Genomic DNA, 14,085 nt, shown 5'->3' on the forward strand with positions numbered 1-14,085 from the left:
GCTGCGCCGCCGCCCCCGTCCCGATATGGCGTGCGGTGAAGGTCACGCGTCACCGCCGGTCAGGGACTGGTACGCGGCGCGATCCAAGAGCGCATCCACGGCGGATGCCTCGGCGCGCACCTTCATCAGCCAGCCCGCGCCGAACGCGTCGGAGTTGACCAGCGACGGGTCGTCCACGACGGTGTCGTTGATCTCGACGACCTCGCCGGTGACCGGCGCGTACAGCTCGCCGACCGACTTCGTCGACTCGATCTCGCCGCACACGTCGCCCGCGGTGACCGCTGTGCCTGCGGCCGGCAGATCGACGTACACGACGTCCCCGAGCTGGTCGGCGGCGTAGTCGGTGATGCCGATGGTGGCGACGCCGGACGCCGGGTCGAAGTCGACCCACTCATGCTCGGCGGTGTACTTGATGCTGTCGAGATCGGTCATTTCTTCCTCCGGTAGAAAGGCAGGGCGGTCACGGTGGCGGGGATGGCGGTCCCCCGCACGTCGATGGCGAGCTCGGTGCCCTCGGCGGCGAGCGCGGGCGGCACGAAGGCCAAGGCGATCGGGTGGCCCAGGGTCGGGCTCAGGGCGCCGCTGCTGACCTCGCCGACGGTCTGGTCGCCGTGGCGCACGGGGTACCCGGCGCGCCCGGCGCGGCGGCCCTCGGAGACCAGGCCGACCAGCACGGGGGCGTCGCCGGCGACCACGGTCTCCAGGGCCGCCTTCCCGACGAAGTCGTCCTTGTCCACGGCGACCGTGCGGCCCAGGCCCGCCTGTGCGGGAAGTATGTCGAGCCCGAGTTCGTGGCCGTAGAGGGGCATCCCCGCCTCCAGCCGCAGCGTGTCGCGGGCGGCGAGCCCCGCCGGCACGAGGCCCAGCGGCTCCCCCGCCGCCAGCAGCGCATCCCACAGCTCTCCGGCCAGGCTCGCGCGGATGAACAGCTCGAAGCCGTCCTCCCCGGTGTACCCGGTGCGGGCGAGGTGCATGGGCACGCGTGTGCCGTCGGCTGCGGCGAACTCCGCGTGGCCCCGCCGGTAATACCTCAGGTCGGACAGCGGCTGCGACAGGGCGGTGATCTGCGCGGTCGCCTCCACGATCTCCTGCGAGCGGGGCCCCTGCACGGCGATGAGGGCGATGTGGTCGGTGCAGTCGTCGACCACGACGTCGAAGTCGCGCGCCCGTTCGGTCAGCGCCGCGACGGCGGCGTCGCGGTTGCCGGCATTCGCGACGACCAGATAGGCGTCATCGGCGGCGCGGTAGACGATGAGGTCGTCGACGATGCCGCCGCTCGGATCGAGCAGGAGCGTGTACTTGGCCTGGTCGACGGCGAGCGCCGACATCCGGCCGGAGACCGCGTAGTCGAGGAAGCGCGCCGCGTCGGCACCGCGCACCTCGATCTCGGCCATGTGCGAGATGTCGAAGAGTCCCGCCGCGGTGCGGACGGCGTGGTGCTCGGCCAGGTCGGACGTGTAGCGCACCGGCATCAGCCAGCCGCCGAAGTCGGTGAAGGAGGCGCCCAGCGCCTCGTGCCGGTCGCGCAGCACGGTGTGGCGCGGTGAGGTGGGGTCTGTCATGAGTTCTCCGGGATTCGGATGGCGGATGCCGGACGGCATCCGCGAACTCCCCCTCTGTCATTGGCCTGAGAGCTTCGCCCCTGGCGCGCTCGCGGAGCGCGGGGCTTTCACCTTCGGCACGGCTGCCGTCGTCCATGACGGCGACCGTTTTCCAGAGCGGCCGGACGCGAGCGGTATGCGTACCTGAGAGATTGGCGGGGAGGCTTGCTCCTTCGGTGCCCGTGAGGGCTCTCCCGCACGCGTCATGCGGCCCGTGTGTTCTGTTTCCCGACAGCATACCCGTCGGGGCCGCCGACGGTGCTAGGCGGGACGGAACCCCGAGGTCTCCGGCGGCGCGGCGTGCCGGATCATGAGATGGCGGGTCACCGAGTAGTCCAGCAGGGGCTCCATCGACATGTCCTTGCCGAACCCCGACCCCTTCACGCCGCCGTGCGGCGCCTCCGACGCGATCGGCAGGTGGTCGTTGACCCAGGTGACGCCGACGTCCAGCGACTGGCTCACCCGCAGAGCGCGGCCGACATCGGCCGTCCACACGGACGACGCGAGCCCGTATGCGCTGTCATTGGCCAGTGCCACGCCCCCGGCCTCGCCGTCGAACGGGAGCGCGACCAGCACGGGACCGAACACCTCGCCCTGCACGATCTCCGACGACTGCGCGGCTCCCACCAGCAGGGTGGGAGCGTAGTACGAGCCCGCGTCGCCGATCTCGTGGCCGCCGGCGAGTGCCTCGGCGCCCTCGGCGATCGCCCGCGTCACGAACCCGTCGACACGGGAGCGGTGCGTGCGGGAGACGAGCGGCCCGATGTGCGTGTCCGGGTCCATCGGGTCTCCGACGACCACGCCGCGCACCGCGTCGCGCAGCGCCGCGACGCCGTCGTCGTACACCGAGCGCTCCAGATAGACGCGGGTCGCAGCCGTGCAGTCCTGCCCGCTGTTGTACGTGGCGCCCAGGGTCACCGCGCGCGCCATCGCAGCCAGGTCGGCGTCGCCGAACACGATCACGGGCGCCTTGCCGCCCAGCTCGAGGTGCACGCGCTTGACGCCGTCGACAGCGCCGCGCATCACGGCCCTCCCCGTCTGCGTCGAGCCGGTCACGCTCACCATGTCGACCTCACGGTGCGTGACGAGCGCCTGCCCGGTCTCGGCGTCTCCGGTGACGACGCTGAACACGCCCGCCGGCACGCCCGCGTCGGCAGCCAGCTCAGCGAACCGCAGGGTGGTGCGCGGTGTCGCCGGGGCGGGCTTGACGATCACGGCGTTGCCCGCCGCCAGCGCCGGACCTGCCTTCCAGATCGCCATGATGAGCGGGAAGTTCCACGGGGTGATCCCGGCGACGACGCCCACCGGCCGTCTCGTGAGGATCGACGTGTAGCCCTGGGAGAGCGTGCCTGCGCCGGTTCCCTCCAGCGATCGGGCCGCGCCGGCGAAGAACCTCAGGTTGTCGATTCCGAACGGCAGCTCACCGTCGAACGCCGTCGTCCACGGCTTGCCCGAGTCCTCGACCTCGAGCCGGGCGAGGTGCTCGGCATCGGCCTGCAGAGCGTCGGCGAGGCGCAGCAGCACGAGCGACCGCTCACCGGGGGTCTTGGCCGCCCACTCCGGCTGTGCCGCACGCGCCGCCGCCGCCGCCTCGTCGACGTCGGCGATGCCCGAGGCCCGGAAGCGGGCCACCTCTGCCTCGGTGGCGGGATTGATGATGACGGCGTCGTCGCCGGTGCCGGCGCGGAATTCGCCGATGAACGTGCCGGTGGTCATGGGGTGCCTTTCGTCCGTATCAGGAGTTGAATCCGAGTCCGAAGGTGTCGAGGGTGCGCAGCCACAGATTCCGCCGGCCACCGCGGGCGTCGGCGGCGAGGATCGAACGGCGCGTGAGCTGAACGATCGGGTTGCGCAGCGGTTCGGGCGGAATCGGCACCGGCCGCCGCCGGACGATGTCGTAGCGCAGGCGAGAGGTGGGCTCTCCCCCGAGGAGGTCCAGGGCCACGTCGGCCGAGAAGCGTGCCGCTCCGACTCCCAGGCCGGTGTGTCCGACCGCGTACGCGACACGGCCGCCGAGAGCGGTGCCGTAGGCGGCCGTGAACCTCGTGGTCGAGTCGATCGGCCCCGCCCAGCGGTGGGTGAAGCGCAGGCCGGCCAGTTGCGGGAACGTGGCGAAGAAGTGCCGGGCGAGCAGTGCATGGGAGCTGTCGCGCTGCTCGAGGCGGGGATCGACGCGGCTGCCGCGGTAGTACACGGCATCCCAGCCGCCGAACAGGATTCGGCCGTCCGCGGTCGGCCGGTAATAGTGGAACTGATTGCCGCCGTCGGTCATGCCCTGGCCCTCGCTCCACCCGATCGCCTCCCGCTGGGCCTCGGTGAGCGGCTCGGTCATGAGCACGTGGTCGTAGAGCGGAATGATGTAGTTCCGCAGCCGCCGGAGCGGGCCCGGATACGCCGCCGTGGCGACCGCGGCGCTGCGGGCATCCACGTACCCGTCGGCGGTCTCGACCCGCACGCCCCCGCCGCGACGGCGGATCGCGGTGACCGCGGAGCGTTCGAGGATCCGCACTCCGCGCCGCTCGAGCGCGGCCGCCATGCCCCATGCGAGGCGCGCCGGATCGATGAGCACGGTGCCGGTGCGGTCGCGCAGTCCCCCCAGATAGGTCGGCGAGTGCACATCGGCACGCACCTGCTCACCCGATTGCAGCTCGAGCGCCAGGCCGTGCTGCTCGCCGAGCCGCTGCGCCTCCTGCAGCCCTTCGAGCTGCCACGGCTGCAGCGCGACGGTCGTCTTGCCGGACCGCCGCAGATCGCACTCGATCCCCGCCGCCTCGATCGAGGCCACGAGCTCGGCGAGGTTGCGCTCCCCTTCCTCGTGCAGCGCCCCGACCTGGTCCGGCCAGAGCGCGGCGCCGTGGACGAGGCCGTGCGTGAGGGAGCTGGAGACGAATCCGCCGTTGCGGCCCGTCGCTCCGTACGCGACCCGCTCGGCATCCAGCACCACCACCGACCTGCTCGGGTCCCGGTCGAGGGCGCGCCATGCCGTCCACAGACCCGTGAAACCGGCCCCGACCACGACGAGATCGGCCTCGTCGCCGCCCTCCAGCGGCGGTCGGATGCCGGGCGCGCCGGGGGCGTCGGTCCAGTACGCGACAGGTGCCGCATCCCGGAGTGCCTCCGCCGCGGCATCCGCAGCCGTCGTCGTCACACGCGTGCCTGCGCGGCGACCTGCTCGATCAGGTCGGCGGCGGCCGACAGCCCGTCCCGCTCCCGGATCTCCGCGCCGGCGGACGCCGCGCGGTCGCGCAGAGCCGTGTCGCTCAGGATGTCTCGCACCGCGTTCTGCAGCTGCTCCGGAGTGAAGCGGTAGGTGTCCAGCCGGACTCCGAAGCCGCACTCGTGCACACGCTGCGCGTTGTCGTACTGATCCCAGAACAGCGGCAGGACGATCATGGGCTTGCCGAAGTGCAGCGCCTCGGTGGTGGTGTTGTTCCCACCGTGGGTGATCACCAGATCGGCCAGCGGCAGCAGCTTGGTCTGCGGGACGAACTCGGCTCCCCACATGTTGGCCGCCAACTCGAACTCGTCGTGCAGCGGACCCTTCGAGACGATGACGTTCACCGGCTGGTCGGCGAGCGCGTCGATCACCCGCTGCATGAGACTGACATCGGCCGAGCCCAGCGATCCCAGGCTGAAGTAGACGAGCGGGCGGCTGCCGTCCGTGAAGGACGCGGGCAGATCCGCCGGCTCCTGCTCGGTCTCGCGCACCGAGGAGTCGAGCCGGTGCCACGTGCTGTCGAGCGGACGGGCGGCGTGGTAGTCGAGCACCTCCGGGTACACGTACAGGTTCCGGTCGCCGCGGTGGATGAACTCCAGGTCGGGCAGCGGGGGCGCGCCCTGCTCCTGCACCCACGCGTTGAACTCCGCCCAGAACGAGCGATGCGTGCGCTCGTACTCCGCGCGGAACGCGGCCCATCCCGCCCGGTCGTCCTCGGCCAGGCCCGAGAAGACCGGGGCGATGTCGTCGCCCGGGATCTCGAGGGGGTTGCAGCTCACGATCCGCACGAAGGGCGCCTCCGCCGTGACCAGCGCGGGGAACGCGATGACGTTGTCCTCGATGATCACATCGGGACGCACGCGCGCGATGATCTGCTTCAGCTGCGGCTCGCAGTACCGGGCGCCGTCGGCGAGCGCCTGCCAGATCGGGAGGGTCACCGTCTCGAGCTGCTCCGCCGTCGTCTTGCGGAACTCGGGAGCGATCTCCTTGATGTAGTCCTTCCAGAACTGCCCGGCGTCCTGCTCCTGGTCGGAGGGCGGCTCGAGGTCGACCAGATCCTCGTCGAAGCCGAGCGCCTCGAGCTTGCCCTGCCACGATCGCTCGGCGGCGAACACGACCCGGTGCCCGCGCCGGCGCAGCTCGTGCCCGATGCCGATGCAGTTGTTCGTCGGCCCGTAGGCGCTCTCCGGCACGAATAGGAATGTGCGGGTGGGCTCGCTCACGTCAACTCCCTCGTTCGGCGTTCTTTGAGTTTGACCGGAAAGAACACTGCGGTCAAGACCTCTTTCGTGACTTACCGCGACGCCCTATCATTGAGCGACACCGCAGACAATTTCGTCGAGGTGGGAGGGAGCGGCGTGGCCAGACCGAAGCGGCAGGAGGAGCGTCGCAGCCAGCTCGTTGCGGCCGCTCAGCGCGCCATCGCGGTGCACGGGCCGGACGGCGCCCGCCTCAACCGCGTCGCCGAGCAGGCCGGCCTCACCCCGGGAGCGGTGCTCTACTACTACCCCGACATCGACGTTCTCATGTTCGAGGCGAACCGCGCCGGGATGGAGCGCTTCTACGAGGGCCGGGTGCGCATGCTCGAGGGCCTGGACGACGACCCCGTCATCCGCCTCGTCGCCCTGATCCGCTCCGGCCTGCCCAGCGGTCCGGAAGACACCGAGGTGCGCCTGCTGTGCGAGCTCGGCGGCTCGGCAGGACGCAATCCGCTCATGGCGTCGCTGCTCACCACTCTCTTCGACCGCCAGGTCGGCATGTACCAGGTCGTGCTCGAGCAGGGTGCTGCGCGCGGCGTGTTCCAGCTGGCCCTGCCGTCGCAGGTGATCGCCCGCAATCTCGTCGCGCTCGAAGACGCCTACGGGTACCGGATCATCGCCCAGCATCCGACGATCGATCACGCCGCCGCCGCCGAGCTGATCCTGGCGCATGCGCGTCTGGCGACCGGTCACGCCCTCACCTCCTGAGCCGCCGTCTCGCCTCCCGACGCGGGCGGCTGCACAGGCGACGGCTCGTCGCGGGCGACCGCGGTCGCGCGACCGAATCGCACCGACACCTCGTCCCCGCGCCGAAGGCCCGTCGTGCCGTGCACCGAGGCGAGGATGAGCGAGTCGGTGGCGGCGAGCTGCACCGAGACCGTCGACATCCCGCCGAGGAAGTAGGTGTCCACGACGGTGCCGCGCAGGCGGGCGGTCGCGGCATCCTGTCCGAGCTCGACATCCTCCGGCCGGACCACCGCGGTGGCGGGGGCTCCCGCCGCGACGGCGCCGTCCGACTCGATCACGCCGAGCTGCGGCACGTCCACGCCGCCTTCGGCAGCGGTCCCGTCGAGCAGGTTCGCGCTCCCGATGAACGCCGCGACGAAGCGTGATGCGGGCGAGGCGTAGAGCACCTGAGGCGTCGCGAGCTGCTCGAGCCGACCGTCGCGCAGCACCGCGATGCGGTCCGCCATCGACATCGCCTCCTCCTGGTCGTGCGTCACCACCACGAAGGTGAGCCCGACCTCGTGCTGGAGGCGCTTGAGCTCGAGCTGCATCGAGGCGCGCACCTGGCGGTCGAGGGCCGAGAGCGGCTCGTCGAGCAGGAGCAGCCGGGGCCGCTTGACGATCGCGCGGGCGAGCGCGACGCGCTGGCGCTGCCCGCCGGAGAGCTGGGCCGGACGGCGCTTCGCGAGCTCTTCGAGACCGACGACCTCCATGACCTCGCGCACCCGCCGGCGGGCCTCGGCACGGTCGACGCGATCGGCTTCGAGGCCGTATCCGATGTTCTTCTCCACGCTCAGGTGGGGGAACAGCGCATAGCTCTGGAACATCATGTTCACCGGGCGCCGGTGGGGCGCCATGCCGACCAGATCCCGCCCGTCGAGTTCGATCCGGCCCGCCTGCGGCGTCTCGAAGCCGGCGATGCAGCGCAGGAGCGTCGTCTTGCCGCATCCCGACGGTCCCAGCAGCGCGAAGAACTCGTTGTCGGCGATGTCGAGGGACACGTCGTGCAGGGCGATCGTGTCCCCGTACGCCGCGTGGACGCCCTCGATGTGCAGCAGCGGATCGGTCGTCACTTCGAGCTCCCTGTCAGTCGGGTCAGTCGCTGCGCGGCGATGACGGCCACGATGCTCACCAGCAGCAGCAGGCTCGCGAGCGCGTTCACCTGCGGGGTGACCCCGAATCGCACCATCGTGTAGATCACGATCGGCAGAGTCGGCTGGGTCGGCGCGGTGGTGAAGTAGGCGATGACGAACTCGTCGATCGAGAGCGTGAACGCGAGCAGCGCCCCGGCGATGATGCCGGGCGTCAGCTGCGGCAGCGTCACGCGCACGAACGTGCGCACAGGCCCGGCGCCCAGGTCGCGCGAGGCCTCCTCGAGGCTCGGGTCCAGGCTCGCCATGCGCGCCAGCACGATCGCCGTCACGAAGGCGGTGGCGAACACCGCGTGCGCGATCACGACCGAGTGGAGCCCGAGTGTGACCGACAGCAGCGCGAACAGGGTGAGCAGTCCGATGCCCAGCAGCAGGTCGGGCAGGATCGCGGGTGCGATCGCGAAGGCTCGGATCAGACCGCCACGCGTGTAGCGGTGGATGCCGTAGGCGAGCAGGGTCCCCAGCACGGTCGCTATCGCGGTGGCTCCGGTCGCGACGATGAGCGTGTTCCCCAGCCCCTGCATCATGGCCGCGTCGGAGAAGAGCTCGGGATACCAGCGCAGCGAGAACCCGCGCCAGACGAAGAGGTTCTCGGAGTCGTTGAAGCTCATGATGACGACCACGAGGATCGGCAGATACAGGAAGACATACCCGAGCCAGAGCGCGATCAGGATGCCACGGGGTCGGCGCACCGTGCGGGGTCGCGCGGACGGTTCGACCTCGCGGAGCACGGCCGTGGGCGGATTCACGCTCGTCTCAGGCATTGCGCGCTCCCTGGGCGAGACGTCGCGAGACGGCGGCCTGGACGAGGATCACCAGGACGAGCAGGATCGTCAGGACGAGCGCCAGCGTCGCGCCGAAGGGCCAGTCGCGGGCGGAGAGGAACTGATCGCGGACCAGGTTGCCGACCATGATGGTCTTGCCGCCGCCGATCAGCTCGGGGATGACGAAGTTCGACATGGCCGGGACGAAGACGAAGATGCAGCCGGTCAGGGCCCCCGGCAGCGAGAGCGGCAGGGTGACCGTGCGGAACGCCCGCCACGGGCTCGCCCCGAGATTCGTCGCCGCCTCGCGCAGGGCCGGATCGAGCTGCTGGAGCGACGCGTACAGCGGCAGCACCATGAGCGGGAGATACATGTAGACCAGCCCGACGACGATCGCCTGCGGGGTGTAGAGCATGCTGATGGGCGCATCGGTGAGGCCGAGCCCCTGCAGCCACTGGTTCACCCAGCCCGCGTTGTTCAGCAGCAGGATCCACGCGTACGTGCGGATGAGGAAGTTCGTCCAGAAGGGCAGGACGATCGCGATCAGCGCGACGGTCCGCCACTTCGGCGACAGGCCCGCGATCGCGTACGCCATCGGGTAGCCGATGAGCAGCGCGAGCACCGTGACGATGAGCGCGAGGCCGATGGACTGCCCGATCACCCCGAGGTACAGCGGCTCGGTGAGCTTGATCCAGTTGTCGAAGGTGAACTCGAAGACGACGCCGCCGAACCTGCCCCGCTTGAAGAACGTGTAGAAGGCGAGCAGTCCCACCGGGATCGCCATGAAGACGATGAGGAACAGCACCCCCGGCCCGAGGAGTGCGGCGGGCACGAGCGCCCGGCGTTCGCTCCCCACGCGCACACCGGGCGTCGTCGTGCTGGACGTCGGCGTCACGGCTCAGTTCGTGGCCAGCACCTGCGAGTTCAGGTCGACGTACTTGAGGGTGTCCTCGCCGAGGTCCACGATCACCTCCTGCTGGAACAGCTCGTCGACCGTGATGCCCAGCGTCGGGTACGCCTCCACCAGCGCCGGGTCGAGGGCATCCATCGCAGCCTGGTTGGGCACCTTGTACAGGATGTTCTCGGCGACCCAGGTCTGCACCTCGGGGTCGAGGATGTAGTTGACGAAGGTCATCGCGGCATCCTTGTTCTGCGAGCTCTCCAGAACGGTCATCGTGTCGACCCAGAGGTCGGCGCCTTCATCCGGGATGACGAAGGTGATCGAGGGGTCCTCTGCGATGCCGTAGTTGCACCAGCCGTCCCATGCCTCGACCATCGCGGCCTCGCCGGAGACCAGCTTCGCGTAGAAGGTGGTGTCGTCGTACGCCAGCAGGGTCGGCTTCGTCTCGAGCAGCTGCGCCTTCGCCTCCTCCAGCTGGGCGTCGTCGGTCGTGTTGACCGAATGGCCCTGCGCCTTCAGGGCCGGCATCGCGAGCCAGCGGTCGGTCGACAGCATCGTGGTCTTGCCGACCAGTTCCGGGCGCGGTGTGAGCAGGTCGTACCACGAGGTGGGCTCGTAGCCGGTCAGGTCGGGGCGGTAGCACAGTCCGGTGGTGCCCCACGCATACGGCTCGGAGTACCGGTTGCCCGGGTCGTAGGCGAGTTCGAGCGCCTCCGGGTACAGGTTGGTCTCGTTGGGGATGAGGGACTTGTCGAGCTCGGCGAGCAGGCCCTGCTCCGCGAGCGCCTGCGCGTACTGTCCGGACATGAAGGCGACATCGATCCCCGGGTCCGAGCTCGCGGTGAGCTTGGCGACCACGTCTTCGTTCGTCGTGTGGTGGACGATGGTCAGCGCGATCCCGGTCTCGGCCTCGAACTGCTCCGCGAGGTCTTCCGGGTAGTAATCGGCCCAGATGGAGACGACGAGCTCCTGCGGCCCGGCATCGGTCGGATCCGCGGGCTCACCACCGCCCGACGAGCACGACGTCGCTGCCAGGACGAGGGCGACACCGCCGGCGGCGACGGCGGTGATGCGGTACGGGAAACGCATGATTGCCTCCACATCATTGGGAAAGGTGGTGCGATTGTTGCACCTGCAGTCAAGGAACCGCAAGGCACCCGTGCTTACGCTGGCACTGAGTATGCGGAATAGTTACAATCCGGATTCAATGAACTCGACACTCAGCGGGGCGGGGATCGCACTCGACGGCCACGAGCTGACGGTGGATGCCGGCGCGCGCGTCCTCGTGGACGGTCGCTCTCCCCGCGCCGGCGACGGCGTGGCGGCGGCCCTCGCGCGACGGGTGGTGCCCGACCTGGCGGCCGACTCGCCCGAGCGGACGATCGCGGTCGACCAGACGAACACCTCGGTGATCGTGGACGACCGCTACGTCGTCAAGATCGTGGCCCGCTGGGCGGCGGCCGACCGCGCCGGCACGCTGCTGGAGCGCCTCGCCGCCGCCGGGTCCGACGACGTCGCGCGTCTGTTCGGGCGCGTCCTGTGGCAGCACCCGCGGTGGGGGACGTCGACCCTCGCCCTGATCACCGAGTTCCTCGACGGCGCGTCAGACGGATGGACGTGGGCCGTCGACGACGTCCTCGCCGCGGTCACCGGCGGTCCGGAGCCGGACTGGCCGGGGCCGCTCGGACGGCTGGTCGCCCGGGTCCACGATGTGCTCGGGGCGGATGCCGAGCCGGCGGCCGCCGACGCCGGCGCGACCCGCTATCGCCGGGCCGCGGATGCCCTCGCCGAGGCCGTCGCCGCGGCATCCGGCCCTTCGGGCGCGCGGCTGCTGAACCGCCGCACCTCGCTGGAGGACGCCATGCGCACGCTGCGACAGGCGGCACCGGGGGTCGAGTTCGCCATCCACGGCGACCTGCATGTGGGGCAGGTCCTGGCGTCGCCGATGCCCGACGGCGGACGTCGGTTCACCCTCATCGACTTCGACGGCGATCCTCGGCTCGACGTCGATTCCCGCGCGCGGCCGGACGCCGCCGCGCGCGACCTCGCCCACATGACGGTCTCGTTCGACCTCGTCGCCGCGGTCGCTCAGCGGCGTCTGGGGCGCGCCGAGCCCCGCGCCTTCGACTGGGCCGACCGCGCCCGCGCCGCGTTCCTGGCGGCGTATCGCACGGAGCTGCGCACTCCGGGACTGTTCGACGAGTCGCTGCTGCCGGGCTTCGAGGCCGAGCAGCTCGCCGCCGAGCTGCTGTACGCCGACCGCTTCCTGCCCCTCTGGCGCTATGCGCCGGACGCCGTCATCACCTACCGGCATCCATCGTCGGACGACCACCCGGAGGAACCGTGGACACCGCCGCCTTTCGATCCGACCTCGAACTGATCCCCCGTTCGCTGCGCACGCTCGCGGATGCGCTCGATGCGGGGCTCGCGGGTCTCGAGCGACTGCCGGCGCTGGCCGCCACGCGCGTGCTCGTGCTCGGGATGGGCTCGAGTCGCTACGCCGCGGACGTCGTCGCCCGGCGCCACCGTGCGCGGGGCGGACGGGTCGCCGTCGAGCTGGCGAGCACGCGGCTGCTGCCCCCTCCCGCCCCCGATCTCGCCGTCGTCGCCGTCTCGGCAACCGGCGGCAGCGCGGAGGTGCTCCGAGCGGTCGACCGGTACCGGGGAACCGGGCGACTGGTCGCGATCACCAACCGCGACCGGTCGCCGCTCGCCGAGGTCGCCGACGTCGTCGTTCCGCTGCAGGCGGGCGTCGAGGCGTCCGGTGTCGCGTGCCGCACGTTCCGGGCGACGTTCCCGGTGCTGGATGCCGTCCTCGGCGCGCTCCTGGGCTCCGCTCCCGCAGAGCGCTTCGACAGCGCCGCCGTACGAGCCGCCGCCGCGGCGAGCGCGAGCCTGCTGACCGCTTCCGAGGAGTGGCTGCCTGCACTCGGCTCGCTGCTGGCCGGTCCGATGGGCACCTGGACCCTCGCGCCCGCGGAACGCGCGTCCAGCGCGCAGCAGTCCGCGCTCATGATGCGAGAGGTGCCTCGGCGCGCGGCCTACGCCTCGGAGACCGGCGACTGGTCGCACGTCGACGTCTATCTCACCAAGACGCAGGACTATCGCGCCCTCGTCTTCGCCGGATCGGAGTGGGACGGGCAGGCGCTGGAGTGGATGGCCTCCCGCGGCTCGCGGTTCGCGGCCGTCGGCCGCGACCTGCCCGGCGCGGAGCTCACGGTGCGCTTCCCCGGAGACGAGGACGACTCGGTCGCCGTCCTCACCGAGGTGCTGGTCGGCGAGCTCGTCGCCGACTCCTGGCGCGCGGCCGCCTGAGCTCAGCTCGCCCCGACGGTGTGGCCCGTCTCGAGCACATCGCCGGAGGGCAGCTCCTGATGACCGCCGAACTGCAGCCGCATCGCTGAGAGCACCTGGTTGGCGAAGTGGTCTTCGCCGCGCGAGGCGAATCGGTCGAACAGCGCCGCCGCGAGCACCGGGGCCGGCACCCCGGTGTCGACGGCCGCCTTGACCGTCCAGCGCCCCTCCCCGGAGTCCGACACCCGGCCGGCGAGACCGTTGAGCGTGGGATTCTCCGCGAGGGCGGCGGCGGTGAGATCGAGCAGCCACGACGAGATCACCGATCCGCGGCGCCACAATTCGGCGACCTTCGGCGTGTCGATCGTGAACTGGTAGTACTCGGGTTCCTCCAGCGGAGCGACCTCGGCCGAGTGCGAGGCCTGCTGCACGCCGGCGTCGGCGTGCTCGAGGATGTTCAGCCCTTCGGCCAGCGCCGCCATGACGCCGTACTCGATGCCGTTGTGCACCATCTTCACGAAGTGCCCCGCGCCCGCCGGCCCGCAGTGCAGATAGCCCAGCTCCTCAGGGGCGAAGTCCCCGGAACGGCCGGGAGTGCGCGGCACGTCGCCGCGGCCGGGTGCGATCGTCTTCAGGATCGGCTCGAGGCGCTGATAAGCCTCGTCGGTTCCGCCGACCATGAGGCAGTATCCGCGCTCGAGCCCGAACACGCCCCCGCTCGTGCCGATGTCGACGTAGTGCACGCCGCTGGGCTTGAGCGCCGCGGCGCGACGCACGTCATCGCGGTAGTTCGAGTTGCCGCCGTCGATGACGATGTCGTGCGCCTCCAGCAGCGGCGCCAACTCTTCCACCACCTTGCCGGTGAGTCCGGCGGGGATCATGAGCCACACCGCGCGGGGCGGTTCGAGCTTCGCCACCAGATCCGCGAGGCTGTCGGCACCCACCGCACCCTCCGCGGCGAGTGCCGCGATGGCATCCTGGTTCACGTCGTACACGACGCATTCGTGATCGTCCTTCATCAGTCGCCGGACGATGTTCGCGCCCATCCGGCCGAGTCCCACCATGCCCAGTTGCATCTCGCCTCCTCGGCGCCGCCCCGTCGTCGCGGGCGGCGTGCGTTTCGCAGTCTACGGAGAGGGCGCCGGGATTTGCACTTCAGGTCTGCATGACTA

13 protein-coding genes and 1 riboswitch are annotated in these 14,085 nt (G+C 70.8%); of the genes, 3 read left to right on the forward strand and 10 right to left on the reverse strand.

Features of this window, described 5'->3' with window-relative positions:
* Positions 1-42: 42 nt before the first annotated feature.
* The 5 genes from gcvH to ACIWQI_RS02205 all read right to left on the reverse strand — a co-directional run bounded on the left by gcvH (position 43) and on the right by ACIWQI_RS02205 (position 6,041).
* Entirely contained in the window at positions 43-432 is a 390-nt protein-coding gene (gene gcvH, locus ACIWQI_RS02185) for a glycine cleavage system protein GcvH (RefSeq protein ID WP_396655436.1), read from the reverse strand.
* On the reverse strand, positions 429-1,562 hold the full coding sequence (gene gcvT / locus ACIWQI_RS02190; RefSeq protein ID WP_396655437.1) for a glycine cleavage system aminomethyltransferase GcvT: 1,134 nt from the start codon (positions 1,560-1,562) through the stop codon (positions 429-431). The genes gcvH and gcvT overlap by 4 nt, the downstream gene beginning before the upstream one ends.
* Positions 1,563-1,723: 161 nt before the next feature.
* A riboswitch (glycine riboswitch) is annotated at positions 1,724-1,808 on the reverse strand.
* A gap of 54 nt (positions 1,809-1,862) precedes the next feature.
* Positions 1,863-3,317, reverse strand: a complete 1,455-nt coding sequence (locus ACIWQI_RS02195) for an aminobutyraldehyde dehydrogenase (protein ID WP_396655438.1) — start codon at positions 3,315-3,317, stop codon at positions 1,863-1,865.
* Between the two features lie 19 nt (positions 3,318-3,336).
* Complete coding sequence (locus ACIWQI_RS02200; protein WP_396655439.1) at positions 3,337-4,749, reverse strand: NAD(P)/FAD-dependent oxidoreductase; 1,413 nt, start codon at positions 4,747-4,749, stop codon at positions 3,337-3,339.
* A complete protein-coding gene (locus tag ACIWQI_RS02205) occupies positions 4,746-6,041 on the reverse strand; it encodes a glycosyltransferase (RefSeq protein ID WP_396655440.1) in 1,296 nt (431 codons plus the stop codon). The genes ACIWQI_RS02200 and ACIWQI_RS02205 overlap by 4 nt, the downstream gene beginning before the upstream one ends.
* A 135-nt stretch (positions 6,042-6,176) precedes the next feature.
* Here ACIWQI_RS02205 and ACIWQI_RS02210 point away from each other — a divergent pair, with 135 nt between their 5' ends.
* Positions 6,177-6,785, forward strand: coding sequence for a TetR/AcrR family transcriptional regulator (locus tag ACIWQI_RS02210; RefSeq protein WP_396655441.1), 609 nt, complete (start codon positions 6,177-6,179; stop codon positions 6,783-6,785).
* On the opposite strand, the gene ACIWQI_RS02215 is transcribed toward ACIWQI_RS02210, so the two are convergent.
* Genes ACIWQI_RS02215 through ACIWQI_RS02230 form a run of 4 tightly spaced genes read right to left on the reverse strand, consistent with a single transcriptional unit; the run spans position 6,767 to position 10,708 of the window.
* Entirely contained in the window at positions 6,767-7,876 is a 1,110-nt protein-coding gene (locus ACIWQI_RS02215) for an ABC transporter ATP-binding protein (RefSeq protein WP_396655442.1), read from the reverse strand. The two genes, ACIWQI_RS02210 and ACIWQI_RS02215, sit on opposite strands and share 19 nt — an antisense overlap.
* The gene (locus ACIWQI_RS02220; protein WP_396655443.1) at positions 7,873-8,718 is read right to left on the reverse strand and encodes an ABC transporter permease; all 846 of its coding nucleotides are present in this window, start codon (positions 8,716-8,718) and stop codon (positions 7,873-7,875) included. The genes ACIWQI_RS02215 and ACIWQI_RS02220 overlap by 4 nt, the downstream gene beginning before the upstream one ends.
* Complete coding sequence (locus tag ACIWQI_RS02225) at positions 8,711-9,613, reverse strand: ABC transporter permease (RefSeq protein WP_396655444.1); 903 nt, start codon at positions 9,611-9,613, stop codon at positions 8,711-8,713. The genes ACIWQI_RS02220 and ACIWQI_RS02225 overlap by 8 nt, the downstream gene beginning before the upstream one ends.
* A gap of 3 nt (positions 9,614-9,616) precedes the next feature.
* A complete protein-coding gene (locus tag ACIWQI_RS02230) occupies positions 9,617-10,708 on the reverse strand; it encodes a spermidine/putrescine ABC transporter substrate-binding protein (protein ID WP_396655445.1) in 1,092 nt (363 codons plus the stop codon).
* Positions 10,709-10,826: 118 nt separating this feature from the next.
* Between ACIWQI_RS02230 and ACIWQI_RS02235 the strand changes: the two genes are divergently transcribed.
* Both ACIWQI_RS02235 and ACIWQI_RS02240 read left to right on the forward strand, forming a co-directional pair.
* Complete coding sequence (locus ACIWQI_RS02235) at positions 10,827-11,999, forward strand: hypothetical protein (RefSeq protein ID WP_396655446.1); 1,173 nt, start codon at positions 10,827-10,829, stop codon at positions 11,997-11,999.
* Positions 11,963-12,934 carry an SIS domain-containing protein gene (locus ACIWQI_RS02240; protein ID WP_396655447.1) on the forward strand — a complete coding sequence of 324 codons (972 nt, stop codon included), beginning with the start codon at positions 11,963-11,965 and terminating at the stop codon, positions 12,932-12,934. The genes ACIWQI_RS02235 and ACIWQI_RS02240 overlap by 37 nt, the downstream gene beginning before the upstream one ends.
* 2 nt (positions 12,935-12,936) lie before the next feature.
* Here the strand turns inward: ACIWQI_RS02240 and gnd are convergent, their stop codons facing one another.
* On the reverse strand, positions 12,937-13,989 hold the full coding sequence (gene gnd, locus ACIWQI_RS02245; RefSeq protein ID WP_396655448.1) for a phosphogluconate dehydrogenase (NAD(+)-dependent, decarboxylating): 1,053 nt from the start codon (positions 13,987-13,989) through the stop codon (positions 12,937-12,939).
* Positions 13,990-14,085: the final 96 nt, after the last annotated feature.

The sequence above is a fragment of the Microbacterium sp. genome, from assembly GCF_044508325.1.
Taxonomy (GTDB): domain Bacteria; phylum Actinomycetota; class Actinomycetes; order Actinomycetales; family Microbacteriaceae; genus Microbacterium.

Coding starts and splice junctions, on each gene's coding strand:
- ACIWQI_RS02235 (WP_396655446.1), top strand. CDS start 10,827: ATGAACTCGACACTCAGCGGGGCGGGGATCGCACTCGACGGCCACGAG.
- ACIWQI_RS02220 (WP_396655443.1), bottom strand. CDS start 8,718: ATGCCTGAGACGAGCGTGAATCCGCCCACGGCCGTGCTCCGCGAGGTC.
- gnd (WP_396655448.1), bottom strand. CDS start 13,989: ATGCAACTGGGCATGGTGGGACTCGGCCGGATGGGCGCGAACATCGTC.
- ACIWQI_RS02230 (WP_396655445.1), bottom strand. CDS start 10,708: ATGCGTTTCCCGTACCGCATCACCGCCGTCGCCGCCGGCGGTGTCGCC.
- ACIWQI_RS02195 (WP_396655438.1), bottom strand. CDS start 3,317: ATGACCACCGGCACGTTCATCGGCGAATTCCGCGCCGGCACCGGCGAC.
- gcvH (WP_396655436.1), bottom strand. CDS start 432: ATGACCGATCTCGACAGCATCAAGTACACCGCCGAGCATGAGTGGGTC.
- gcvT (WP_396655437.1), bottom strand. CDS start 1,562: ATGACAGACCCCACCTCACCGCGCCACACCGTGCTGCGCGACCGGCAC.